Origin of the sequence: Aeromonas enteropelogenes (assembly GCF_000819845.1) — a bacterium.
GTDB lineage: Bacteria > Pseudomonadota > Gammaproteobacteria > Enterobacterales > Aeromonadaceae > Aeromonas > Aeromonas enteropelogenes.
The window spans coordinates 403,828-427,144 of sequence record NZ_CDCG01000037.1 but is presented as its reverse complement, the minus strand read 5'-3'; the positions used below and the strand labels follow the sequence as shown (position 1 = coordinate 427,144).

The window sequence follows — 23,317 nt, the reverse complement described above, 5'->3', positions numbered from 1 at the left end:
TCGTGCATCGTCTTCATCTGCAGTGAGTGAACCATGAGCGAATCGATTTTTGAGATCCATGACTGGACCCTGAGGGTGGATGACAACATGTTGTCGCGCCCCGAGCGGGAGGTCTACCTCGAGCCCAGACTGGTCAATTTGTTGCGGTTTCTGGCGTGCAATGCCGGCACCGTGTTTGGTCGTGACGCCCTGATCAACGAAGTATGGGAGGGCGCCGAGGTCACCGATCAGGTGGTTACCCAGTCCATCTTCGAGTTGCGCAAGATCCTCAAAGATGGCCGCACCGATGCGGCCGACTATATCGTGACCGTGCCCAAGCGCGGCTACAAGCTGGTGGCGCCGGTGCGCGTACAGCAGGTGGTCGGTCTGGTGATGGCGGACGAGTTGCCGGCCGCCAGCCAGACGGACGGCGAGCCGGAGAGCGTCGACAAGATGGCGGATGAGACGGCGCAGAATGTGACTCCCTTCCCGGCCGGCCCGCTGACTCGCGCCATCTCCACCCATGGCAAGGACGGTCGCAGCCGCTGGAAGATGGCGAGCTTCGATATCTTCGTCGCCCTGGTGCTGGTCGCCATCGTCAGTATGCTCAGCTATCAGCATGCCGCTCCCCAGGTGCACACCATGCTGGATCCGGATCTGCTGGTGTTTCGCTTCCACGCCGGCCTGGACGGTAACAACCAGGATGTGCGCCTCGCCGATGGCATCACCCGTACCCTGATGGGGGAGGTGGCCGCCACCACGCCGCTGCGGGTGCAGTATGGGGCTACCCGGTTGATTGGGGGGATCAGGCCCGGCAAGGAGCTGAGCGTGCGGATTTCTCGCCAGCCGAGAGGCGCCTATCTGGATCTGGAGTATCGCAACCTCAATACCAACCGGGTGCTGTTCAGCCACCAGTATCTGTTCAGTCGCGACAATGTTCACGAGGTACTGCAGGCGAGCAGCCGGGATCTGCTGCAGGTGCTCGAACAGCCACAGGCGCAGCCGGGCATGGGCTGGCCTACAGACGCGGGTTCCCTGATCGCCATGATGGAGGCTCGCTACTACACCAACAGCCGCGACCCGGTGGCGCTGAAGCAGGGGGTCGACCTGCTCGACAAATCCCTGGCCAGCCAGCCAGATCAGCCCCTGCTACTGGCGGAGCGTTATCTGGCCGGTGAAGTGCTGGCGACGCTCACGGGTGAACCCGAGAGCGACCCCCTGCAGGAGATTGGCGATCATCTGGCCCATGTGGTGCAGGTTCAGAGCGGCACCTTGCCCGCCCGGGTCTGGGAGGCACTGAGCCTGAGAGCCATCCTGAATGGCCAGCAGCAACAGGCAGGCGAGCTGCTGGCGCAGGCCGCCGGTCGGGGCCGCTCCGTGCTCTATTACATACTGCAGGGCAAGCTGGCCGAGCTGGATGGCCGCCCCGAGGCGGCGGGGGATGCCTACAGCCACGCCTTCCTGATGGAGGCCACCGAGCAGACCTATCTGCTCTGCCAGCAACTCGGTTTCTACAGCAATATGGAGACCCTGACCCCGGCGCTGTTCAATACTCTGGGCCAGAGCAAGGTAAAGCTGTTCTGAGAGCCTGCACAAACCGGCTGACCGCCACTCAGGTCAGTCGTGAAGGCCGCCTATGGGCGGCCTTTTGCTTATCTGGCGTCCGCTATTGAGGGATGGCAGCAAGAGTCGCTTGCAGGCCAGATGGTGTGTTAGCTTGCCCTTGTCCCTTCTTTCCTTTCCTCCCCTCCCTTTCTTCTTGCCATGACGCTGCCCGGTCGGGTTGCGACTTGCCACTCTTGTCCCGTTGCAGCCTCTCTGTCCTGAGCGACTGCGCGCTTTCTTCTGCCTTTGTGCCTCTTTGGGAAGGGGTGTCCGTTTTTGTGCCTTGGGATGGCTTGTCCGGCGCACCACCTTTCACGCTTGCGGTTGTCGTCTTGGTGGAGATGAGTGTCATCCGGCGGCGATTTTGTCGATCGCTGCGAAGCCGTATCCGGTTGCCGGCTGGCGATGGGGAGGGCAGGGGAATGCCATCGGCCCTTTGTACTTATCAAGGGGATGAGAAAAATATCAAGGCGGCTTGATAAGGGGATTATCAAGGCCCATCAAGAGGCGATGCCGGTATCAAGGTTTTATCAAGACGGGGCTTGATAGGTGAACCAAACTTATGTTTTTAAACAACTTTATATCCATGGGGAAGAAGGCGAAAAAAACTTCACTCATATTTTTATCCCTTAGCGGGACTTTATGTTTTCCGGTGACCGGGAGCCTAGTCTGTGGCCATTCCCTGGCGGGTGACGCCGTCAGATATGTCTGTGACGACCCGACTTTTTATAGCACCGGAGATCTTATGTCCCTAGATACGAGCAAGAAGATCGGCCTTATCGCCTGTACAGGCGTGGTGGCCGGTAACATGATGGGGAGCGGCATCGCCCTGCTGCCCTCTGCCCTGGCCACTATTGGCTCCATCTCGATTTTCAGTTGGGCCATCTGTCTGGTTGGTGCCATGGGCCTGGCCTTTGTGTTTGCCCGCCTCGCCACCAAGAACCCGCAGGAAGGGGGCCCTATCGCCTACGCCGGCGAGATCTCCCCGGTGTTCGGTTTCCAGACCGGCGTGCTCTATTACCACGCCAACTGGATTGGCAACCTGGCCATCGCCATCACCGGCGTCTCTTACCTCTCCGTCTTCTTCCCCATCCTGAACAGCCCGATCCCGGCCGCCGTGGCCACCATCGCTGCGGTGTGGATCTTCACCTTCGTCAACCTGCTTGGCGGTAGCTGGGTGAGCCGGCTCTGTACCCTGGGTCTGGTGCTGATCCTGCTGCCTGTCGTGGGCACCGCCCTGATCGGCTGGAGCCACTTTGACAGCGCCCTCTACAGCCAGAACTGGAACACCACAGGGAGCAGCGATATCCATGCGGTCATCAGCGCCGTGCTGATCTGCCTCTGGTCCTTCGTGGGTGTGGAGTCCGCTGCCGTCTCCTCCGGCATGGTGAAGAATCCCAAGCGCACCGTACCGCTTGCCACCATGCTGGGTACCGGCATCGCGGGTGTCATCTACATCCTCTCCACCCAGGTGATCGGCGGCATGTTCCCGGCCGATGAAGTGGCCGCCTCCGGCGCTCCGTTTGCCATGGCCTCTTCCGCCATCTTCGGCAGCTGGTCAGCCCCGTTTGTCTCCGCCTTCACCGCCCTGGCCTGCTTCACCTCTCTGGGCTCCTGGATGATGCTGGTGGGCGAGGCGGGCAAGCGTGCCGCCCACGACGGCAACTTCCCGAAAGTCTATGGCGAAGTGGACAAGAACGGCGTGGCCAAGAAGGGGCTGATCCTGGCTTCCCTCAAGATGACTGCCCTGATGATCGGCCTGACCGCCTTCACCTCCCAGTCCGCCCACGCGGCCGACCTGTTCAACGTGCTGACCACGGATGCTGTGCTGCTGACCATGCTGCCCTATTTCTACTCCAGCATTAACCTGATCCGTTTCGAGGGTATGACCTCCCGCAGCGTTGGCGCCATGATCTTCTCCGGCGTCGCCTGTGTCTTCTGTCTGGTGGCCCTGATGGGTGCCAAGGGGTCAAACCTCACCGCTACCTTCGTGGTGTCGCTCATCATCCTGATGTTCTACGCCAAAAAACAGGGGCTGCGTCAGCATGACGCCCTGCTCAAAGAGCAGACCAGCCACTAATTCTCCCTTTTCATCTTCCGTGCGCTCTTCACTCACCATCCCTGATGGAGAGCGCCCCCTTACGTGTGGAGCATTACGATGAATATCATTGCCATCCTCAACCACCTGGGCGTTTTCTTTAAAGAAGAACCCATCCGCCAGCTGCAAGCCTCCCTCGAGCGCAAGGGTTTCGAGGTCGTCTATCCGGTCGATGTGGCCGATCTGCTCAAGCTTATCGAGAAGAACCCCCGCGTCTGCGGCGCCATCTTCGACTGGGACAAGTATTCCCTGGGTCTGTGCAAGGAGATCCACGATCGCAACGAGAAGCTGCCGATCTTCGCCTTCGCCAACGATCAGTCCACTCTGGATATCCATCTGACCGATCTGCGCCTGAACGTGCACTTCTTCGAGTACCGTCTCGGCATGGCCGACGACATCGCCCTCAAGATGAACCAGGCCACCCAGGACTATCAGGATGCCATCCTGCCGCCGTTCACCAAGGCGCTGTTCAAGTATGTGGAAGAGGGCAAGTACACCTTCTGTACTCCGGGTCACATGGGTGGTACCGCCTTCCAGATGAGCCCGGCCGGCAGCCTCTTCTATGACTTCTACGGCCCCAACGCCTTCAAGGCGGACGTCTCCATCTCCATGCCGGAGCTCGGCTCCCTGCTGGATCACTCCGGCCCCCATAAGGATGCCGAAGAGTACATTGCGCGTACCTTCAACGCCGATCGTTCCTACATAGTCACCAACGGCACCTCCACCGCCAACAAGATTGTCGGCATGTACTCCGCGCCGGCGGGCAGCACTGTGCTGGTGGATCGCAACTGCCACAAGTCGCTCACTCACCTGATGATGATGAACGACGTGACCCCGATCTATTTCCGTCCGACCCGCAACGCCTACGGCATCCTGGGTGGCATCCCGCAGAGCGAGTTCCGCCGCGAGACCATTGCCGCCAAGGTGGCCGCGACCCCGGGTGCCCAGGCCCCGCGTTACGCCGTGGTGACCAACTCCACCTATGACGGCCTGCTCTACAACACCGGCTTCATCAAGGAGGCGCTGGATACCCCCTTCATCCACTTCGACAGCGCCTGGGTGCCCTACACCAACTTCAGCCCGATTTATGAGGGCAAGTGCGGCATGAGCGGTGACGCCATCCCGGGCAAGGTGTTCTACGAGACCCAGTCCACCCACAAGCTGCTGGCGGCCTTCTCCCAGGCCTCGATGATCCACATCAAGGGCGACGTGGAGGAAGAGACCTTCAACGAAGCCTTCATGATGCACACTTCCACCTCGCCGCAGTACGGCATCGTCGCGTCCACCGAGATCTCTGCGGCCATGATGCGTGGCAACACCGGCAAGCGGCTGATCAAGGACTCCATCGATCGCGCCATCTCTTTCCGTAAAGAGATCAAGCGCCTGCGTACCGAGAGTGAAGGCTGGTTCTTCGACGTGTGGCAGCCGGACAACATCGACACAGTCGAGTGCTGGAAGCTGGATCCCAAGGATGACTGGCACGGCTTCAAGGATATCGACGACGAGCACATGTACCTGGATCCCATCAAGGTGACCCTTCTCACTCCGGGCATGGGCCGCGATGGCCAGCTGCTGGAGAGCGGTATCCCGGCCTCCCTGGTCTCCAAGTTCCTGGACGAGCGCGGCATCGTGGTCGAGAAGACCGGCCCCTACAACATGCTGTTCCTCTTCTCCATCGGTATCGACAAGTCCAAGGCGATGCAGTTGCTGCGCGCCCTGACCGAGTTCAAGCGCGGCTATGATCTGAATCTCACCATCAAGAGCATTCTGCCGAGCCTCTATCGCGAAGATCCGGCCTTCTATGAAGGTATGCGCATCCAGGATCTGGCCCAGCGCATCCACGATCTGACCCGCAAATACCGTCTGCCGGAGCTGATGTTCAAGGCGTTCGACGTGCTGCCGGAGATGAAGATGACCCCGCACGCCGCCTGGCAGCAGGAGCTGGCCGGCAACGTGGAGGAAGTGCCCCTGCGTGACATGGTGGATCGCATCAGCGCCAACATGATCCTGCCCTACCCGCCGGGAGTGCCCCTGGTTCTTCCGGGCGAGATGGTGACCACCGACTCCCTGCCGGTGCTCGAGTTCCTCGAGATGCTGTGCGAGATCGGCGCCCACTATCCGGGTTTCGAGACCGACATCCACGGCCTCTATCGCCAGGCCGATGGCAGCTACACCGTCAAGGTGCTGCGCCAGGCAGACTAATCACAACGGGCCGCAAGGCCCGTTTTTTCCTTCGGTTTTCTTGTGTGAGTCGCCAATCATGAAGCGAGTGATCTCCATTCAATCCCACGTGGTCTTTGGCTGTGCCGGCAACAGCGCCGCCGTTTTCCCCATGCGTCGTCTGGGGGTGGAAGTGTGGCCCGTCAACACGGTGCAGTTCTCCAATCACACCCAGTACAGCCAGGGGTGGCAGGGGATGGTGATGCCGGCGGGCCACATCGGCCAGCTGATGGCGGGCCTCACCGACATCGGCGTGCTGGGGCAGTGCGATGCGCTGCTCAGCGGGTATCTCGGCTCTGCCGCTCAGGGGGAGGAGATACTGGCGGCGGTGGCCAGGCTCAAGGCGTGTAATCCGCGTGCCCTCTATTTTTGCGATCCCGTGATGGGCCACCCCGACAAGGGGTGTATCGTCGCCCCCGGCGTCGCCGAGTTCTTCAAGGAGCGGGCGCTGGCCTGCGCCGACATGCTGGCCCCCAACCTGCTGGAGCTGGAGCGGCTCACCGGCCGCGAGATCCACAACGTGCCCGAGGCGGTGGCGGCCTGCCAGCAGCTGCGGGCGCGGGGGGCCAGGCTGGTGCTGGTCAAGCATCTGGGGCGGGCCGGATTCGGCCACGATCGCTTCGAGATGCTGCTGGTGTGCGACGAGGGGGCCTTTCATATCTCGCGCCCCCTCTATCCGTTTGCTCGCCAGCCCATCGGGGTGGGAGATCTGCTAAGTGCCACCATGCTGGCCAATCTGCTGGCCGGATACGAGCCGGTGGTGGCGTTCGAGCGGACCAACGCCAGCGTGGATGCGGTGCTGGCCCAGACCTGGCTGGTCAATGCCTATGAGCTGCAACTGGTGGCGGCCCAGCACGAGATGGCGCAGCCCCATGTGCGCATCCGGGCGACCCGGCTTGCCCTGACCTGTGCCGCCTGATTGGCGCCAGATAGCAAAAAGCCCTGATGATCAGGGCTTTTTATTGCGTGCTGGTTTGGGCTGTGGTCAGTCTTGCGGGCTCTTGAGCGCCTTGATGATGTCCTCGCCCGGGGGCAGATCTCTTATCTGGTGAAACAGTTCGAGTTCCCCCTGGGGGCCTATGGTGAAGGCATCGCCGCTCAGGTAGCTGCCGCTGCCGGCACTCTCCATGATGACCACCAGCTCGGGCTGCTTGTCACCGTTGAGATCCAGCAGTTTCAACTCCTTGATGCTGCCCTCCCGGGGCAATACCTTGCCCTCGACAAACTGGTCGAGGGGAAACTGGGGATTGGCCCCGGTGTAGAGGCGCACGTCATAGCTGCCGATGGAGGCGGGCTCGCCGCGACCCTCGTTCACCACGAGGATCTGGCCGGAGGGAAGGGTCAGCTGGCGGGAGTCCCCTTCCGCCCCTTGTGCGACCATGGGCAGGGCGAAAAGAGGCAGGGCGAGCAGCCCCAGCGCCATCATCCTGTTTTTCATCGTTGACTCCTTACGGGGACGCCTGGGCGCCCCCGTTGGTGGTGTTTACCAGATCTTCACCCGCTTCTCGGGCGGCAGATAGAGCTTGTCACCCGGCTGGATGTTGAAGGCCTCGTAGAAGGCGGGAATGTTCGGTACCACGCCATTGACCCTGTATTCGGGCGGGGAGTGGGGATCGGAGCGCAGCAGCATCTGCATCAGCTCGGGGCGGTACATCCCCTTCCACACCTGGGCCCAGCCGAGGAAGAAGCGTTGCTCGCCGGTGAAGCCGTCCAGTACCGGTGCCTCCTTGCCATCGAGCGACAGCTCGTAGGCTTTGTGGGCGATGGTGAGGCCGCCGAGATCGCCGATGTTCTCGCCCAGGGTGAACTGGCCGTTGACGAACTGCCCCTTGATGGGCTCGAAGCGGTTGTACTGGGCCACCAGCCGGCTGGTGCGAAAGCGGAACTCCTTGAGATCCTGCGGTGTCCACCAGTCGCGCATCATGCCGTCGCCGTCGGATTTGGCCCCCTGATCATCGAAACCGTGGCCCATCTCGTGGCCGATCACTCCGCCGATGGCGCCATAGTTGACCGCATCGTCCGCCGTCATGTCGAAGAAGGGGGGTTGCAGTATGGCCGCCGGGAAGACGATCTCGTTGTTGCTCGAGTTGTAGTAGGCGTTCACCGTCTGGGGCGACATGTGCCATTCGTCCCGATCGACCGGCTTGCCGAGGCGGGCGAGATCGTCGGCGTATTCAAACGCCTGGGCCCGCTGCAGGTTGCCCACCAGATCGTCCGGCTTGATGACGATACCGCTGTAGTCCTTCCACTTGTCCGGATAGCCAATCTTGGGTCTGAACTTGGCCAGCTTCTCGAGGGCCTGCGCCTTGGTCTCTGGCGACATCCAGTCGAGTTCTTCGATGCTCTGGCCGTAGGCGGTGCGCAGGTTTTCCACCAGCTGCTCCATCCGGGCCTTGGCCTCTGGCGGGAAGTAGCGGGCCACGTAGAGCTGGCCGACGGCCTCGCCCAGGTGATCGTTGAGCACCCCCAGTGCCCGCTCCCAGCTGGCGCGCTGCTTGGGTGTACCGCTTAAGGTGGTGCCGTAGAAGGCGAAGTTGGCACGATCCGTCTCGCCGTCGAGGTAAGGGGCGTAGTCGGTCAGCAGCTGCCACTTGAGGTAGGCCTGCCAGTCGGCGATGGAAGTCTGGGCCATCACCTTGTCCAGCGCGCTCAGGTAGCTCGGCTGGCCGATGATGAGATCGGGCTGGGCGGCGATGCCGGCACCATCGAGATAGGCCTGCCAGTCGATGGCGGGAGCGAGGCGGGTCAGCTCGCTGGCCGGGCGCTTGTTGTAGTTCTTCTCCCGATCCCGCAGGGTGACGTTGTCCCACTGGATGGCTGCGAGCCGGGTCTCGAGGGCGAGAATGCGTCTGGCCTTGCCGCTCGGGTCGGACTCACCGAGCCGGGTCAGCATGCTGGCGATGTGGCGCTCATATTTTTGGCGCAGGGCCTGACTGTCGGCATCCGTCTTGAGGTAATAATCCCGATCCGGCAGTCCCAGCCCCCCTTGATAGAGGTAGACAGCGTAGCGATCCGGCGCCTTGGCGTCGGGGCCGATCCCGATCCCGAACGGGGCGCCGCCCCCGAGCTTGCTCGCCTCGGCAAAGGCGCGGGCCAGATCCCGTTGGTCGTGGATCTGATCGATCTGGGCGAGGGCGGGAGCGAGTGGTGACAGCCCCTTGGCATCACGGCCCGCCTGATCCAGATAGCTGGCATAGAGATCGCGGATCTGCTGGGTAGGCGTGCCGTCGGCGGCGCTCTGGTTGGCCAGCCCCTCGACCAGCACCCGCACGTCTGCGAGGGATTTGTCCCTCAGCATGTAGAAGGCACCATCGGCGGGGCGATCGTCGGGGATCCTGGCGCTGGCGAGCCATTTGCCGTTTACGTAGCGAAAGAAGTCGTCGCCCGGGCTGACGGTGGTGTCCATGTTGGCCAGCGCCAGTCCCGAGTGTTTGGGGTCGCCTTGCGGTGCCTGACTGCAGCCGGCCAGCAGGGCCAGTCCAATGAGGCCGGCCAGTATGCTTTTCTTGTTGTTCATGCTGTTTGATTCCAATTCCGGTTGTTTGCTTCCCTTGCAACGGGGGCATCTTGGTACCACTTTCGGTACCATCTTGGGTACTGGGATGCGGCTCACTCTAGCAGTCGGGCTGCAGCTTGATAAGCCTGACTCTGTTAAGATCGGCCGGTTCGTTTCGGGGAAGCCTATGATTTCTCATCTTTATTCTCGCTTTTGTCAGACCCTGCCTGTGCCGGAAGGTTCCACCCGCTTGCTGGTGGCGTTCAGCGGCGGGCTCGATTCCACCGTGCTGCTGGTGCTGGCGGCGCAGTTCGCCCGCGAGCACGGCCTTGGCCTGCGCGCCCTCCACGTTCACCATGGTCTGAGCTCCCACGCCGATGAGTGGGTTGCCCACTGCAAAACCGTCTGTCAGCAATTGGCGGTAACCCTCATGGTGGAGCGGGTGCAGCTGGTGCGCGGCAATGGCGAGAGCCTGGAGGCCCAGGCCCGGGAGGCGCGCTACCGGTGTCTGACCGCGCATATGGGGGAGGGGGAGTGGCTGCTCACCGCCCATCATCAGGACGATCAGCTGGAGACCCTGCTGCTGGCCTTGAAACGGGGCGCCGGGCTGCGCGGTTTGGCCGGGATCCTGCCACGCCAGCCTTTTGCCGGGGGTCAGTTGCTGCGCCCCTTGCTCGATATCAGCCGCAGCGAGCTGGCCGAGGTGGCCGCCACCCTGCCTTGTGGTTGGGTGGAGGATGAGAGCAACCGGGATGTGAGCTACGATCGCAACTTTTTGCGCCAGGAGCTTATTCCCCGGCTCAAGGCGCGCTGGCCCGCCATGGCCCAGACCGCGAGCCGCACCATGGCGATCTGCGCCGAGCAAGAAGCACTGCTGGAGGAGCTGGCCGAACAGGACTGGCATCTGGCGGGCGAGGGGGAGGCGCTCCATATCGCCGCCCTGCAGCCCCTCTCGCCTGCGCGGCGCAACAATCTGCTGCGCTACTGGATCCGTCGTCAGGGGGGTGAGATGCCCTCTCGCGAACAGCTCAACCGGCTCTGGCAGGAGGTGGCACTGGCCCGCGGGGATGCCAACCCGCAGCTCAACTGGGGCAAGCAGAGCTGTCGCCGCTTCCAGGATCGCCTCTATCTGGTCGCCCCCGACCTGCAGCCTTGCCAGCAGGTGCTGCCATTGACCACGGGAGAGGTGATTTCACTGCCTGACGGACTGGGCTCGCTCCTGCTGCGCCGGCAAACCGGCGGGGAGGGATTGCTGCGGTTGCCCCGGGGTGACGAACCGCTCTCGGTGCGCTTTCAGGTGGTGCCCGGCACCATGCTCAAACCGGTAGGGCGCGCCGGCAGTCGCCGTCTGAAAAAACTGCTGCAGGAGTATGGCGTGCCCTCCTGGCAGCGGGGGCGCATTCCCATCCTCTACTATGGCGATCAGGTGGCGGCCGTGGTGGGGCTTTTTGTCTGTGACGGTTTTTTGGCGCAGGAGGAGGGGCTGAGATGTGAGTGGCAGGCGACCCGGCTTGCCCCCGTCATGCCGGAATCAGGCGATCTGGATTGAATCGCGGCCCCCCATCCTGTTGCCATGGCGGGGCCGCCAGATTGTCTATTCGCCGGGGTCTGTCTTGCCCGCTTTCTTGCGGGCATAGAGGTGGTTGTCGGCCGCCTCGTAGAGGCTCTGCACGTCGACCCCGGATTGCCAGGTCGCGGCCCCCAGGCTGCAGCCAACCGAGAAGGCTGAGAGTTCCTTGCTGGTCATCAGCATGTGCTGCAGACGCAGCCAGACCGGACGCCATGCCTCGGGTTCGGCCGGTTGCAGCAGCAGCGCAAACTCGTCCCCCCCGAGCCGGAATGCCTGATCCGTGCTGCGGATACACCCCTTGAGCAGCAGGGCGAAGCGGCTCAGCACCAGATCCCCCACCGGATGACCCCAGGTGTCGTTGATCTGCTTGAAGCGATCCAGATCCAGCAGCACCAGCACCAACCCGTGGGGCTCGCGGCCATGCTGCTCGATGGCGCGGCCGATGGCCTCATCGAAGTAGGAGCGGTTGCCAAGGCCGGTCAGGTGATCGAGTCGCACCAGCTGATCGAGCTTTTCAAGGCGCAGATAGAGCGGCAGCAGCAGGCTCAGCAACTGATGGCACTGCAGCAGCCGTCGTTGCTGGTGGCTGCTCATGGGCAGATCCAGCTCGTAGTGCAGCTGGCCGAGCAGCTGGCCATGCTGGCCGCGTAGCTCGAAGGAGTGGTTGTGCGGTGTCAGGGTCGCCAGGGGCGGATGTTGGATCAGGGAGCGGGGCTGCTCGTGCTCGAAGTAGAGGCTGTGGATCCTGACAATTTTTGCCGCCTGGGCGGCAAAGGTTGTCAGCAGAGCGTCGAGATCCTGCTGCCCCAGCAACTGTTCCAGCAACTGGTTACGCTCGACGCTATGTAACGGCACGACCCGCTCGCTCTGGTGCGCCCACAGCTCGAGGCTATGGGCAAAACCATTGAGTGACGACGTATTTTCCATGGTTTTCCACCTGTAAACACCTGACTACTCCCCCTTCCCTGCAATTGGCATGCCCAATATATCTTTCCTGCCTCCCGGCCTGGCTGACTAGACTTAAGTTGATAAAAGGAGAGGAAAATTTGTATACAGATCTGCTGATCCTGCTGTTTGCCGCCGTCCTGCTGGTGGCGATTTTCCGGCGCCTCGGGCTGCCGGTGATCCTCGCCTACCTGATCGCCGGGGTACTGCTCGGCCCGCATGGGCTGGCCATGGTGACCGGCCAGTCCACCATGCAAACCATCGCCGAGCTCGGCATCGTCTTTTTGATGTTTTCCCTGGGGCTGGAGTTCTCCCTGCCCAAATTGCTGGCGATGCGCCGGCTGGTGCTGGGGGTGGGGGGGCTACAGGTGCTGCTCACCTCCCTGCTCTTTTTCTGGCTTGCCCGCTGGTGGGGGCTCAGCCTGCCCCAGGCGCTGGTGGTTTCCGGCACCCTGGCACTCTCCTCTACCGCCGTGGTGATCAAGCAGCTGGGTGAGCAAAAACAGCTCCATACCCGCCGTGCCCAGCTCGGGGTGAGCGTGCTGTTGTTTCAGGATCTGGCGGTGGTGCCGCTCTTGGTGATGATCCCCATTCTGGCCCGGCCCGAGGTGCAGGGCAGCGCCCTGCTGGCGGAGATCGCCTGGGCCACCCTCAAGGGGCTGTTCGCCCTGCTTAGCTTGCTGGCGGTCGGCAAGTGGTTGCTGCCGCTTTTGTTTCACGAGGTGGCGCGGGCCCGCTCCGACGAGCTGTTCGTGCTGAGCGCCCTGCTGGTGGCTTTGCTGGCTGCCGCCATGACCTATTCGCTGGGCTTGTCGATGGCGCTGGGGGCCTTTCTGGCGGGCATGATGCTGGGGGAGTCCCACTATCGCCACCAGCTGGAGGTGGACATCAAGCCGTTTCGCGACGTGCTGATGGGGCTTTTTTTTATCACCATCGGCATGGCCATGAACTGGGAACTGGTGGCCAGAGACTGGTGGCAGGTACTGCTCTGCGTGCTGGGACTGGTGCTGTGCAAAGCCCTGCTGGTGCTGCTGGCCGGTCGTCTGATGGGGGAACGCAAGCGCGACGCCTTGGCGGCGGGCATCATGCTGAGCCAGGTCGGCGAATTCGGTTTCGTGCTGCTGGCGCTGGCCAGCCACCATGGATTACTGGCCAGGGAACTGGTGTCGCTGCTGATCGGCATGGGGATCATCTCCATCGCCATGACCCCCTGGCTGGTGATCCAGGCCCACTCCCTGGCCCGCAGTCTGACCGATCCCGCCCTGCTGACCCGCTCCGAGGTAGCCCAGTCAGGCCTTAGCAAAACCCAGCACGTGATCATCGCCGGCTTCGGCCGTGCCGGGCAGACCTGCGCCCGCTTCCTGAAGCTCGAAGAGATCCCCTTTCTTGCTCTGGATCTCGACCCCGAGCGAGTGAGCGAAGCGAAACTGGCGGGGGAGCAGGTGGCCTTCGGCGATGCCAGCCGGCGCGATATCCTGCTGGCCGCCGGCCTGCTGCGGGCCCGGCTGGTGATCATCACCTTCGACGATCGCAAGCGGGTAGAAGCCATGCTGGCGCTGATCCGCGAGCTGGCCGAGGATCTCAAAGTGCTGGTGCGCACCCGGGATGACAGCTTTCTCGAGCAGCTGAAACAGGCGGGGGCGTTCGAGGTGATCCCCGAATCCCAGGAGGGGGCCCTGATGCTGGTCTCCCATCTGCTGGTCAACTGCGACGTTCCCCTGGGGCGGGTGATCCGGCGCATGGAGCACGAGCGCAGCAGCCAGTATCGCTTCCTGCACGGCTTCTACTGGGGGGATCAGAGTGCCAGCAACATGGAGGCCGATCAGCTGCTCGAACGGCTCCACCCACTGCTGCTGCACGATCAGGCCTGGGCGGTGGGGCGCGAAGTGCAGGAGTTGCCGCTGGGGGAGGTGAGGATCAAGGAGGTGCAGCGCGGCGATCAGACCCTGGAACCCAGGGCCGAGCTGCGGCTCGCCGCCGGCGACCGGCTGATCCTGTTTGGTACTGCGGTGGCCATGGAGCAGGCCGAGCAGCGACTGCTGGAAGGGCACTGAGCCCAGTTACAGCTGGGGCTCCAGTATGGCCTCGTCTCTGAGCAGTGCCTCCAGATTGAGAAATTCGATCACCCGCGCCCGCTCTTTCAGGGTGTCCTGATAGCCCAGCTTGATGAGCTGCTGGCAGTAGCCCGGATAGAACATCAGGAAACTGGCCAGGCTGCTGGTTTCGTCCCCCTTCACTCCCAGAACCCGCAACAGGCGGCGCAGATGCAGCGGCAACTTGCGCAGGTAGGGAAGCGCCATCTCGTCGAGATCCTGACTCGGTTTCAGCACGCAGGTCTCCACCCGCTTGAGCTTGAGGCGTCGGCGCTCGCGCTCGGGGATGAGATCCAGGGTCTGGTTGATGCGCCATAGCCGCTCCAGATCCGAGTTGAGGGTGTCGGTGAACACGGTATCGAGCAGGTGGCTGGCGATGTTGGAGCTGGTCAGGTGACCATGGTGCTGGGTGGGGGCCGTGCGGGTCGGCGGATCCAGGGTGATGAGCAGGATCCGCTCCGCCCCCAAATGGATCGCCGGGCTGAGGGGGCTCAGCTGATGGATGGAACCATCGCCGTAAAACTTGCCCTCTATCTGGGTCGCCGGAAAGACAAAGGGCAGCGCCGCGGAGGCCAGCAGGTGATCCGAAGTGAGCAGGGTACGCACTCCGCGCCGTCTGGCCCGTTCCCAGGGATGGTGCTCGTTGCGCCCCTGGAAGAAGGTGGTGGAGAGGCCGTCGTCATAGTCGGAGGCGGTGATGGCCAGCGCCTCCAGGCTGCCGTAGAGGATGTTGTCGTCGATGCGATGATAGTCGATGAGCTGATCCAGCAGACGGTGCAGGGGGGCATTGTCGAACAGGTGAAAGGCGTGGTTGGTGTTGGGGGTGATGAGCCCGGCCGAGCCTTCATACATCAGGCGCCACAGCAGACGGCCGGGGTGAAAGTCGAAGATGTGGTGGGTCTCGAAGCGGCGCCAGACCCACTCCAGCTTGCGCACCCCCAGATGAAAGCAGGAGGCGTAACAGGCCAGCGCGGTGACATTGAGGGCCCCCGCCGAAGTGCCGCACAAGATGGGAAACGGGATGCCGAGATTGCGGGGATAGAGCTCCGCAATCGCCTTGAGGGCGCCGACCTGATAGGCGGCCCGGGCGCCGCCTCCGGTGAGCAACAATGCGGTGTTGGGTCTGGCCATAGGGGGTGCGCCTTATCGTTATCCATGCCGTTTTTCCCACTGACAAGTTAACTATAAAGCGCTGTATCAAATATAAAAAAGGGCGCTGACGCGTTTTTTTTTCGCCCCTTGCTTACAAGTCGCGGTGAGGATGCTCGGGCCTTGCCAGCTGATCGAAGGCGGCAAAGACAGGGGCGCTGGCGAGGATGCGCCCGTGGCCGAGTCCCCGGGTGCTCACCAGTTTGGTGTGGCCCTCCTGGCTGGCGCGAAGCGAATCGTCGTGGGGGGCAAATCTGTCCTCCTCATCGTGCACTATCATGGCGGGGCCGTGGCGGCTGGCGAGCCGGCCCAGGGGATCGACCGTGCTCAAGGGGTGCTGGTACTCCTGCTCGATTTCCTTGACCACCGCATCGAACAGCCGGATGGAATAGCCGGAGCGGGCCACCATGCCGTAGAGCTGGGGTACATAGTCAAGCACCGGTGAGATGAGCAGCAGCGGCAGTGTATCCATGGCCGGTTGGCGGCTGGAGAGGGTGACGGCGCCTCCCATGCTGTGGGCGATGATGCCGGCGATGGGGCCCAGCTCGTCGGCCACGCTGGCGGCCAGTTCGTCAAAGGCGCGCACGAAGCGGGGCAGGTGACCGGTCTGGCCAGCGCTGTGGCCGTGGGCCGGATGATCGTAGGCAATCGCCGTGAAGCCCTGGGCGGCGATATGGCTCATCAGCGGATAAAACTGGGTGGCGCTGCCGGACCAGCCGTGCATCAGCAGCCAGACCGGCCCCTGGCCGAGGCGGTAGCTCATCAAGACGCCTTCGCTGGTATGCACGGCCTGTTTGACCAGCCCGGCCGGGGGCGTCTCGTCCCGCTGGCTGCGCTGGGGGGTGAGCAGCAGCTTGCTGGCGGTGCGCTTGGCGTGGGCGGGGGCGATCCTGTGATGCAGACGGGTGCCGAACCCCAGCAACCATTTGCTCGGGTTGAAGCGGCGGGTGTTGAAGTAGATCTTGCTGCTCATGATAATCCTGTCGGTTTTATGCGCGAACGGTCGTGCTTTTTTGTCGGTTTTTAAAAGGATCAGCGCCAGCTGGCCAGCACCTTCTCCACCTCGGGCCAGAAGTGACGGGCCGGATCTTGGCAAAGATCCAGGGCATTGAACACCTGATCCGCCAGATAGAGGCCGTAGAGCCGGTAGACTGCGCGCCAGGGATCCATGTCGCCGCGCCACTCCTCCTGCGCCTGGCCCTTCACTACCTGGCGAGCCAGGTAGTCGAGCCAGAAACGCACCAGCTGGCGGGCCGCCTGCTGCACCTCACCCTCCTGGGCCGAGGTCCAGGCATCAAGGAACATGCAGCGACCGGCAAAGCATTGGTTCCAGGCCAGCCAGGCTTGCAACAGGGCGGTCAGTTTGTCGTGCTGGCTGGCATGCTGCTGCTGGCGCACCGGCTGGATCACCCGCTCGCGAAACACCTGGGCGGCATACTCCAGCACGGCGATCTGCAGGTTGTCGCGGGACTGAAAGTGGGCAAACAGGCCGCTCTTGGACATCTCGCATGCCGTTGCCAGCGAGCCTATGGTCAGGCTCTCCAGCCCTTGCCGGCTCGCCTGCTCGAACGCAGTCTGCAAAATGTTGTCGCGGGTCAGGCGCCCCTTGCTCATCGCTCTCTCCTCCATTGCCCGGGCAGCATAAAGTACGATCGTGCTAATTGTCGAGCGGCAAAGCACTCGGGGCGCTGTTGCTTTCTGTCGGGTCTACGAAAAAAGAGGAGCCGCCAAGGGGGAGCGGCTCAGTTGTCCTTGATATCCATCTGTTGCAGGGCGATCACTGCCTGGGTGCGGTTTTTGACGCCGAGCTTGCGGAAGATGGCGGTGATATGAGCCTTGATGGTGGCTTCGGAGACGTTGAGCTCCCAGGCGATCTGCTTGTTGAGGCTGCCATCGCGCAGCATCACCAGCACCTTATACTGCTGGGGCGTGAGGCTTGCCAGCTTGCTGGCAAAATCGGGGCCGTCCTCGGATTCCGGGTGCAGCGAGATGCCCTCCGGCACCCAGTTGTCCCCCCCGATCACCGTATTGAGGGCGCTGACCAGCTCCTTCATGGGGGCGGATTTGGGGATGAAACCGAGGGCTCCCAGTCGCAGCACCTGCTGGATGATGGCGGGATCTTCCGAGGCAGAGACCACCACGATGGGCAGGTCGGGATACTGACCGCGCAGATGGGCCAGCCCCTCGAAGCCATTCGCCCCCGGCATCTTGAGGTCGAGCAGCAGCAGATCGACCTCGGGGTGCTCCCCCAGCAGCTGGGTCAGGCTGTCGATGGAGTCCGCTTCCAGCAACTGGGCCTCGTCGATGGCCATGTGGACTGCCTGATAGAGGGCGCTGCGAAACAGGGGGTGGTCATCTGCGATGACGATGGTAAATTGGCTATCCATAGCTCACATGGTTGCTAACTGATTGTTTTGAAAACTCAAACTAGCATCGCTCCCCAAGGGGGTCAAACCCGCTGGTGTGCAAATGTGAGGTGACCATCGGATGTGATGCCACTGGGGCAGACAGGATGGCTGGCACGGATTCATGCAGGAGGCAAAAGATGGGATCCCTGGTATTGACGGTGGGCACGGGCTCCACCTGGGCGATGCGGGCGGCGCTGGTGTTCGCCATGAGCGGACTGGAGTGGCAGGTGCAGGTGTTCGATCTGGACGACGCAACCGCCCTGGCGCGGCTCAAGCGACAGGCACCGGCCGGGCTGGTGCCCTGGCTGGATCATGACGGGGTACGGGTACACGACTCGCTGGCTATCGCCGAATATATCCACGAGCTGTGCCCGGATCGCCAGCTCTATCCCCCCTCGCTAGCCGAGCGGGCCCTGGCCCGCAGCCTGTGTGCCGAGCTGCATGCCGGTTTTCGCCAGATACGCACCCTGCTGCCCTTCTTTCTGGGAGCGCCGACCCGCGTCGACCCGCCGGTGGAGGCCATCGGCGAGCTGGCCAGATTGCAGGAGATCTGGGGGTTGGCGCGGGGCCCCTTCTATTTTGGCGAGGCGGGCATCATAGACGCCTTCTACGCCGTGATGGCCTACCGGCTGGCGAGCTATGGTATCCAGTTGCCCGGTTTGGCGGGAGAGTATCAAAAGGCACTGCTGGCCTGGCCCCTGTGGCAGGAAACCCTGGTCAAGGCACGGTTGCAATGGCCCACCGAGGCGTAGCGCCAGGATGCCAGCGCCTAGCATCAGGCAAAAAGAGGAGGGGAGCCATGGGCTCCCCTCCTGTCAAATGGCGGGTGTTAAACCGGCTGGCTTACGGTTGGCGCCCGGCGAACACCACCACCACCTTGTCATCTCCCTTCTCCCGCACGAAGGCGTAGGGGGCATCCGAGAGCTTCCGGTGGCTGCCTGCCGCAATGGCCGGATGGGCGGCGCGGAACTGGCCGAGGTGCTGCCAGTGTTTGACCAGCTCGGCCTTCTCGCCGCTGGCCAGCTCCTGCCAATTCATGTCGGAGCGTACGCTTTGGTCGAACACGCCCCCATCCCTGGCGAGCCCGCGGCCGGACTCATCGCCGTAGTAGATCTGAATGCCCCCCGGCAGCAGCATAAAGCTGCTGGCGACCCTGCGCTGCAACGGCACGTCCTGATAGTCGCCGAAGAACAGCTTGGTGTCGTGGGAGCTGATGTAGCTCAGCACGTTAAACCCGGGATCCTGGTTGATACGGCTGGCGTAGCTGGCATAGGTGGGCTCGGCGCCCGCCAGACACTGGGCCTGGGGCAGGGCGAACTCACGCTGGTAGTCGAAGTTGATGAGGGAATCAAAGCCGTTCTGGTACCAGAAGTCCTTGGCGACCCCGTGATCCCACACCTCGCCCACCATGTAGAAGGGCAGGTCATCGAGCTTCTTGTCCGGGTTGGCAGCCTTCCACTCCTTGAGGGCGGCGGTGCCGGCTTGATTGAGCTTGGCCCACACCTCGGGCTCCAGATGTTTGACTGTATCGGCGCGAAAACCGTCGATGCCGAAGCGGCGCACCCAGTCGGTGTGCCAGGTGATCAGGTAGTCGCTCACAGTGGCGTTGGGCAGCGTTTTGGCCCTGGTATCCTTTTTCGCCGTGAGCAGGGGCGGCAGGCCCACCGGTTTGGTGGACTCGGTCAGGAAGTCAGGGAGCCCGGCCACCGAGCCGGCCACGTCGTCGGTGCCGGGTTGCGGATAGCCCGGCAGGCCGGCGCGCACCCAGTCGGGGCCCCACCACTTGCTCCAGGCGGGTGATTGATAGTCGATAAACTGGTTGTAGCCATGCCAGTCGAGGCCGCCGCTCGGGCGCCACTCGTTCCAGCGGCTTGGCAAATTTCCGGTATTTTGGACCAGATCCGTGAGCCCCAGATCTTGTAAATCGGCCAGGGTGGCGTAACCGGCGTGGTTCATCACCACATCCAGGATGATCCGCATGCCGCGTTTGTGCGCCTCGTCCACCAGGATTTTCAGGCTCTCCTCGTCACCGTAGTTGGGATCTATCTTGGTGAAGTCCAGCGCCCAGTAGCCGTGGTAGGCATAGAAGGGAAAGTTGCCTCGCTCGCCGCCACCGATAAAGCCATGCACCTGCTCCACCATGGGGGTGATCCAGATGGCGTTGATGCCGAGCTGCTTGATGTAGTCAAGCTTCTCGGTCAACCCCTTGAAATCTCCACCGTGCCAGGTGGCCACCTCATCCTGACCATCCTTCTGGCGGCCGAAGCTGTGGTCATTGGCGGGGTCGCCGTTGTGAAAGCGATCGGTCAGCAGGAAGTAGACGCTCGCCTGATCCCAGCTGAAGGGAGCCGGTTTGGCCGCCTTGAGCGGTTCGAGCAACAACAGGCCGCCGCTCTCTTTGGCCGGCGTCAGTGTCAACTTGCCCTGTTTCACCATGCCCTCCTGCCCCGAATAAGCATCCCGCAACCGGGTGCCGTCGGGCCAGACCCCGTTTAGCGATACCGTGACCGGGCCGCCATCCCAGCTGATGCAGGGCTCTTGTGGTGGCTGGCGCTTGAACTCGCTCTTTTTGGTGGCGCGCAGCACCTTGAGGCTGGGGGTATCCGGGTTGAAGGTGAACTTGTAGTCCCCCGCCATCATCACCCGCAGGGTAAAGCTCTCTCCCTTGCTGCACTTGTCCATTGGCTGGGCGGTGCCAAAGGGGAGCGGCTTGGCCTCGCTCGGGCCAAAGCTGGAGCCACAACTGTTGGCGGCGTCGCCGATGCGAATTTTGTGGCTGCCCTTGGCCAAGGGATGGGTCAGCGTCACCGTCCCTTTGTCCAGCGCCAGCGGAGTCGCTACTGCCTGACCATCCACATAGAGGTGGATATCGGGGGCGGCCAGAGCTTGGGAGCCAAAGGGCTGGCTGGCCAGCAGGACTAGCCACAAGGGGGAGAGACGATAAGCGCGACGCATAAGCCATTCCTTGAGCGGGGCGAGGTGAAGGTGCGCCCATTCTAGGAGGCAGGCCCTTGGCCCTGGAGCGCAAAAACGCTGATTTGTGACGTTAGTTCAAATGGTTACGTTTTCAAGAAGGGGAAAGTGTGATGCCTGCCGTGTCGGTGTAAAAACCGCTGCCATAAAAAATGCCGGTCAAGGGACCGGCATTGTCAGGCTGTGGTGTCGTCAGACGGTAAAGAACTTGAAGTTGACGAAGGCGACCGCGATGAAGGAGGCCACCATGCCGCTGATGCAGAGCACTGCCGGACGAATGGCCGGCCAGCGATGAGTCATCAGTATGATGGCCAGTAGGGTCGGGTAGAGGCCGAACATGTAGCGCGGCATGGCGTTGAGCCCCGTCATCAGCGGTATGGTGCAGCAGATGAACATCAGGGTCGCCTCGGCCCAGCGCTTCTGGCTGAACAGATAGGCATTCAGGCACCAGCCGAAGATCACCATGATGGAGAGGTAAGCCTTGCGACCGCCGAGCTCGAAACCGCTCAGCCACCAGTCCAGCGGGCTGTCCATGGAACGGCCCCAGGCCACCTGAATGTGCTTGAAGGCAAACGCATCCCCGGTGAGGTGATAGAGGTAGAGCATATAGGCGAACAGGCCAAACGGGATCAGCCAGAGGGTGAATACCACCTTGAAGGCGCGCTCGGTGAAGCGGAAGAACTCGCGCCAGCCGTAGGCTTGCAGCGCCAGGATCAGCACGGGGAACACCATCATGACCCCCAGGTTGCGGGTGGCCGAGATACAGACCCCGAGCGCCGCTACCATCAGCCACTGCTCCCGATAGGCGAACAGGAACATTCCCAGCATCAGCGCCATGAACATCGATTCGGTATAACCGGAGACGAAATAGGCAGAGAAGGGGGAGAAGGCGAGCAGCCAGACACCGAAGCGGGCGGTCTCGTCACCCAGCTTGAGCTGGCGCAGCACCAGCAGCATCAGCGGCATGCTGGCGAAGAAGCCGATGTTGGCCACCAGCATCAGGCCGATCAGACTCTCGACGTTGAGCAGGCTGGAGAGGGTGCCGGCCAGCATGGGATAGAGGGGCATGAAGGCCCAGTTGGCCGCATTGCCCTTGCTGAGCCAGCGCGGGTAGAGGTCGTAGCCGTTTTCGATGATGCGCTGGAACCAGACGCAGTCGAACTGGCAATAGGCCTGCAACGGACCGATATCGGTGGCGCCGTAGAGCTGGACCCCGAAGTAGCCCATGCCATAGAGAGCAACCCGGCTCAGCACGAAGGCGGCGATGATCATCAGCCAGTCACGGCCGCTGATCCGCAATGATGGACGATAGGGGCCCGCCTGCGCGGGGGCCATCATGGTGGTCATGTCATTCATCAGGCAAACACCCAGACGCGAGAGAGGAGATAGGTCAGCACGGTCACGGTCAGCGTGGCGATCACCACGGGCAGCAGACCGGAGAGCCCTGCAAACAGCAGGCCGCTCAGAATGAGGTTACGTACCGCCAGCGAGAAGAGGGCGACCAGCAGAAACTTGCTGGCGGCACCCTGCTTCTGGAAGGTGATGTAACGATGGCCGAAAAAGGAGAACCAGAACGCGATGGCAAACGCCAACGTCGTAACCAGATGCTCGGAGATGGTGGGCCAGGTGTGAAACAGCGCGAACGAGGTGCCGAGATCGACGAGGGTCGCGCCCCCGCCGACAAAACCGAACCGTACCAGCCGCCAGAATTCCTCGCGGGAGATCATTGGGACGCCTGCTCCTGCTTGTCAGCTTCGGGCTTGTCATCCTGCCCTTGGCTGGCCTCCTGCCGGGCATACTGGCCATAGACCCCTTCGATAAGGTAAACAGGGCGCTGCTTCACTTCCACGAACATGCGACCGATGTACTCGCCAATGATGCCGAGCGACAGCAGCTGGATACCACCGAGGAACAGCACCACGGACATGAGGGACGCATAACCGGGGACGTCAATGCCGAAGAAGACCACCTGGGTGATGATCTTGATGAGATAGAGGAAGGCGATGAAGGAGACACCGACACCCACATAGCTCCAGACGCGCAGCGGCCAGCTGGAGAAGCTCAGCAGACCGTCGAGGGCGAAGTTCCACAGCTTCCAGTAGTTGAACTTGGTCTCACCCGCGTGGCGGGCAGGACGCTCGTAGGGAACGCCAACGGCGCGAAAACCGGCCCAGGCAAACAGCCCCTTCATGAAGCGGTTGCGCTCCGGCAACTGTTTGATCGCCTCCACCACACGGCGGTCGATCAGGCGAAAATCGCCGGCGTTTTCCGGCAGCTTGGTGCTGGTGGAGAGGGCGTTGAAGAAGCGGTAGAAGCCACCGGCGGTGACACGTTTCATCGGAGTGTCGGCACTGCGATCCACCCGGATGCCGTAGACGGTGTCATAGTCGCCAGTCTGCCACAGCTTGACGAATTCGAGAATGAGGGCGGGGGGATCCTGCAGATCCACGTCCATCGGGACTATGGCATCCCCTTTGGCCTGGTGCAGACCGGCGGTGAGGGCCGCCTCCTTGCCGAAGTTGCGGGCCAGGTTGACCAGGGTTACGCGGGGATCGCGAGCGATGGCCTGCTCGACCACTTCACGGGTGCGGTCACGGCTGCCGTCGTTGACGAATACAATTTCAAGCTGGTCTTTCAGCGGGGCCAGTTCGTTGTCTATCGCATTGATGAAGGCATCGATGCTCTCTTCCTCGTTGTATACGGGAACGACCAGAGAGAGTCGAAAATCTGGATACGACATAAGAACGTCCTTATTTTGGATAGTTGCTTTTATCAAACCGT

The 23,317-nt window shown here is 62.4% G+C and carries 18 protein-coding genes; 7 read left to right on the top strand and 11 right to left on the bottom strand.

Features of this window, described 5'->3' with window-relative positions; genetic code table 11:
• Nucleotides 1-33 precede the first annotated feature (33 nt).
• From cadC to pdxY, 4 genes are all read left to right on the top strand, one after another.
• Nucleotides 34-1,563: a lysine decarboxylation/transport transcriptional activator CadC gene (gene cadC / locus BN1123_RS14720; RefSeq protein ID WP_042027883.1), complete on the top strand. Its 1,530-nt coding sequence runs from the start codon at nt 34-36 to the stop codon at nt 1,561-1,563.
• A gap of 766 nt (nt 1,564-2,329) precedes the next feature.
• Nucleotides 2,330-3,664: a cadaverine/lysine antiporter gene (cadB, locus tag BN1123_RS14715; protein WP_042027882.1), complete on the top strand. Its 1,335-nt coding sequence runs from the start codon at nt 2,330-2,332 to the stop codon at nt 3,662-3,664.
• A gap of 78 nt (nt 3,665-3,742) precedes the next feature.
• Nucleotides 3,743-5,884, top strand: coding sequence for a lysine decarboxylase CadA (locus BN1123_RS14710; protein WP_026457947.1), 2,142 nt, complete (start codon nt 3,743-3,745; stop codon nt 5,882-5,884).
• Between the two features lie 58 nt (nt 5,885-5,942).
• Nucleotides 5,943-6,821, top strand: coding sequence for a pyridoxal kinase PdxY (gene pdxY, locus BN1123_RS14705; RefSeq protein WP_042027877.1), 879 nt, complete (start codon nt 5,943-5,945; stop codon nt 6,819-6,821).
• A gap of 66 nt (nt 6,822-6,887) precedes the next feature.
• On the opposite strand, the gene BN1123_RS14700 is transcribed toward pdxY, so the two are convergent.
• Together BN1123_RS14700 and BN1123_RS14695 are read right to left on the bottom strand one after the other, a co-directional pair.
• On the bottom strand, nt 6,888-7,340 hold the full coding sequence (locus BN1123_RS14700) for a PliI family lysozyme inhibitor of I-type lysozyme (RefSeq protein WP_042027875.1): 453 nt from the start codon (nt 7,338-7,340) through the stop codon (nt 6,888-6,890).
• 45 nt (nt 7,341-7,385) lie between these two features.
• The gene (locus BN1123_RS14695) at nt 7,386-9,419 is read right to left on the bottom strand and encodes a M13 family metallopeptidase (RefSeq protein ID WP_042027873.1); all 2,034 of its coding nucleotides are present in this window, start codon (nt 9,417-9,419) and stop codon (nt 7,386-7,388) included.
• Between the two features lie 166 nt (nt 9,420-9,585).
• On the opposite strand from BN1123_RS14695, the gene tilS reads away from it, so the two are divergent.
• The gene (tilS, locus tag BN1123_RS14690) at nt 9,586-10,947 is read left to right on the top strand and encodes a tRNA lysidine(34) synthetase TilS (RefSeq protein WP_042027871.1); all 1,362 of its coding nucleotides are present in this window, start codon (nt 9,586-9,588) and stop codon (nt 10,945-10,947) included.
• Nucleotides 10,948-10,992: 45 nt separating this feature from the next.
• On the opposite strand, the gene BN1123_RS14685 is transcribed toward tilS, so the two are convergent.
• On the bottom strand, nt 10,993-11,895 hold the full coding sequence (locus BN1123_RS14685) for a GGDEF domain-containing protein (protein ID WP_042027870.1): 903 nt from the start codon (nt 11,893-11,895) through the stop codon (nt 10,993-10,995).
• Nucleotides 11,896-12,014: 119 nt separating this feature from the next.
• Here BN1123_RS14685 and BN1123_RS14680 point away from each other — a divergent pair, with 119 nt between their 5' ends.
• On the top strand, nt 12,015-13,967 hold the full coding sequence (locus BN1123_RS14680; RefSeq protein WP_042027869.1) for a monovalent cation:proton antiporter family protein: 1,953 nt from the start codon (nt 12,015-12,017) through the stop codon (nt 13,965-13,967).
• A gap of 6 nt (nt 13,968-13,973) precedes the next feature.
• On the opposite strand, the gene BN1123_RS14675 is transcribed toward BN1123_RS14680, so the two are convergent.
• The 4 genes from BN1123_RS14675 to BN1123_RS14660 all read right to left on the bottom strand — a co-directional run bounded on the left by BN1123_RS14675 (nt 13,974) and on the right by BN1123_RS14660 (nt 17,542).
• Entirely contained in the window at nt 13,974-15,137 is a 1,164-nt protein-coding gene (locus BN1123_RS14675) for a patatin-like phospholipase family protein (RefSeq protein WP_042027868.1), read from the bottom strand.
• Nucleotides 15,138-15,249: 112 nt separating this feature from the next.
• On the bottom strand, nt 15,250-16,128 hold the full coding sequence (locus tag BN1123_RS14670) for an alpha/beta hydrolase (RefSeq protein WP_042027867.1): 879 nt from the start codon (nt 16,126-16,128) through the stop codon (nt 15,250-15,252).
• 59 nt (nt 16,129-16,187) lie between these two features.
• Nucleotides 16,188-16,769: a TetR/AcrR family transcriptional regulator gene (locus BN1123_RS14665; protein ID WP_042027864.1), complete on the bottom strand. Its 582-nt coding sequence runs from the start codon at nt 16,767-16,769 to the stop codon at nt 16,188-16,190.
• 128 nt (nt 16,770-16,897) lie between these two features.
• Nucleotides 16,898-17,542 (bottom strand): response regulator transcription factor, encoded by a 645-nt coding sequence (locus tag BN1123_RS14660; protein ID WP_042027862.1) that lies wholly within the window; start codon nt 17,540-17,542, stop codon nt 16,898-16,900.
• Between the two features lie 158 nt (nt 17,543-17,700).
• On the opposite strand from BN1123_RS14660, the gene BN1123_RS14655 reads away from it, so the two are divergent.
• Nucleotides 17,701-18,315 carry a glutathione S-transferase N-terminal domain-containing protein gene (locus tag BN1123_RS14655; RefSeq protein ID WP_042027861.1) on the top strand — a complete coding sequence of 205 codons (615 nt, stop codon included), beginning with the start codon at nt 17,701-17,703 and terminating at the stop codon, nt 18,313-18,315.
• A 91-nt stretch (nt 18,316-18,406) separates the two neighbouring features.
• Here the strand turns inward: BN1123_RS14655 and BN1123_RS14650 are convergent, their stop codons facing one another.
• The 4 genes from BN1123_RS14650 to BN1123_RS14635 form a co-directional block, all read right to left on the bottom strand.
• On the bottom strand, nt 18,407-20,518 hold the full coding sequence (locus BN1123_RS14650; protein WP_042027860.1) for an alpha-amylase: 2,112 nt from the start codon (nt 20,516-20,518) through the stop codon (nt 18,407-18,409).
• Nucleotides 20,519-20,728: 210 nt separating this feature from the next.
• Nucleotides 20,729-21,892 (bottom strand): membrane protein, encoded by a 1,164-nt coding sequence (locus BN1123_RS14645; protein WP_042027859.1) that lies wholly within the window; start codon nt 21,890-21,892, stop codon nt 20,729-20,731.
• Nucleotides 21,892-22,263 carry a GtrA family protein gene (locus BN1123_RS14640; RefSeq protein ID WP_026456917.1) on the bottom strand — a complete coding sequence of 124 codons (372 nt, stop codon included), beginning with the start codon at nt 22,261-22,263 and terminating at the stop codon, nt 21,892-21,894. Before BN1123_RS14640 ends, BN1123_RS14645 begins: the two co-directional genes overlap by 1 nt.
• Complete coding sequence (locus tag BN1123_RS14635) at nt 22,260-23,276, bottom strand: glycosyltransferase family 2 protein (protein WP_042027858.1); 1,017 nt, start codon at nt 23,274-23,276, stop codon at nt 22,260-22,262. The genes BN1123_RS14640 and BN1123_RS14635 overlap by 4 nt, the downstream gene beginning before the upstream one ends.
• Nucleotides 23,277-23,317 lie beyond the last annotated feature (41 nt).

Excerpts from the sequence above, each read along its gene's own strand:
- BN1123_RS14675 (WP_042027868.1), bottom strand. The coding sequence starts at position 15,137 with ATGGCCAGACCCAACACCGCATTGTTGCTCACCGGAGGCGGCGCCCGG.
- BN1123_RS14640 (WP_026456917.1), bottom strand. The coding sequence starts at position 22,263 with ATGATCTCCCGCGAGGAATTCTGGCGGCTGGTACGGTTCGGTTTTGTC.
- tilS (WP_042027871.1), top strand. The coding sequence starts at position 9,586 with ATGATTTCTCATCTTTATTCTCGCTTTTGTCAGACCCTGCCTGTGCCG.
- BN1123_RS14650 (WP_042027860.1), bottom strand. The coding sequence starts at position 20,518 with ATGCGTCGCGCTTATCGTCTCTCCCCCTTGTGGCTAGTCCTGCTGGCC.
- BN1123_RS14635 (WP_042027858.1), bottom strand. The coding sequence starts at position 23,276 with ATGTCGTATCCAGATTTTCGACTCTCTCTGGTCGTTCCCGTATACAAC.
- BN1123_RS14665 (WP_042027864.1), bottom strand. The coding sequence starts at position 16,769 with ATGAGCAAGGGGCGCCTGACCCGCGACAACATTTTGCAGACTGCGTTC.
- BN1123_RS14695 (WP_042027873.1), bottom strand. The coding sequence starts at position 9,419 with ATGAACAACAAGAAAAGCATACTGGCCGGCCTCATTGGACTGGCCCTG.
- BN1123_RS14710 (WP_026457947.1), top strand. The coding sequence starts at position 3,743 with ATGAATATCATTGCCATCCTCAACCACCTGGGCGTTTTCTTTAAAGAA.
- BN1123_RS14700 (WP_042027875.1), bottom strand. The coding sequence starts at position 7,340 with ATGAAAAACAGGATGATGGCGCTGGGGCTGCTCGCCCTGCCTCTTTTC.
- cadB (WP_042027882.1), top strand. The coding sequence starts at position 2,330 with ATGTCCCTAGATACGAGCAAGAAGATCGGCCTTATCGCCTGTACAGGC.
- BN1123_RS14660 (WP_042027862.1), bottom strand. The coding sequence starts at position 17,542 with ATGGATAGCCAATTTACCATCGTCATCGCAGATGACCACCCCCTGTTT.
- pdxY (WP_042027877.1), top strand. The coding sequence starts at position 5,943 with ATGAAGCGAGTGATCTCCATTCAATCCCACGTGGTCTTTGGCTGTGCC.
- BN1123_RS14645 (WP_042027859.1), bottom strand. The coding sequence starts at position 21,892 with ATGAATGACATGACCACCATGATGGCCCCCGCGCAGGCGGGCCCCTAT.
- BN1123_RS14685 (WP_042027870.1), bottom strand. The coding sequence starts at position 11,895 with ATGGAAAATACGTCGTCACTCAATGGTTTTGCCCATAGCCTCGAGCTG.
- BN1123_RS14655 (WP_042027861.1), top strand. The coding sequence starts at position 17,701 with ATGGGATCCCTGGTATTGACGGTGGGCACGGGCTCCACCTGGGCGATG.
- cadC (WP_042027883.1), top strand. The coding sequence starts at position 34 with ATGAGCGAATCGATTTTTGAGATCCATGACTGGACCCTGAGGGTGGAT.
- BN1123_RS14670 (WP_042027867.1), bottom strand. The coding sequence starts at position 16,128 with ATGAGCAGCAAGATCTACTTCAACACCCGCCGCTTCAACCCGAGCAAA.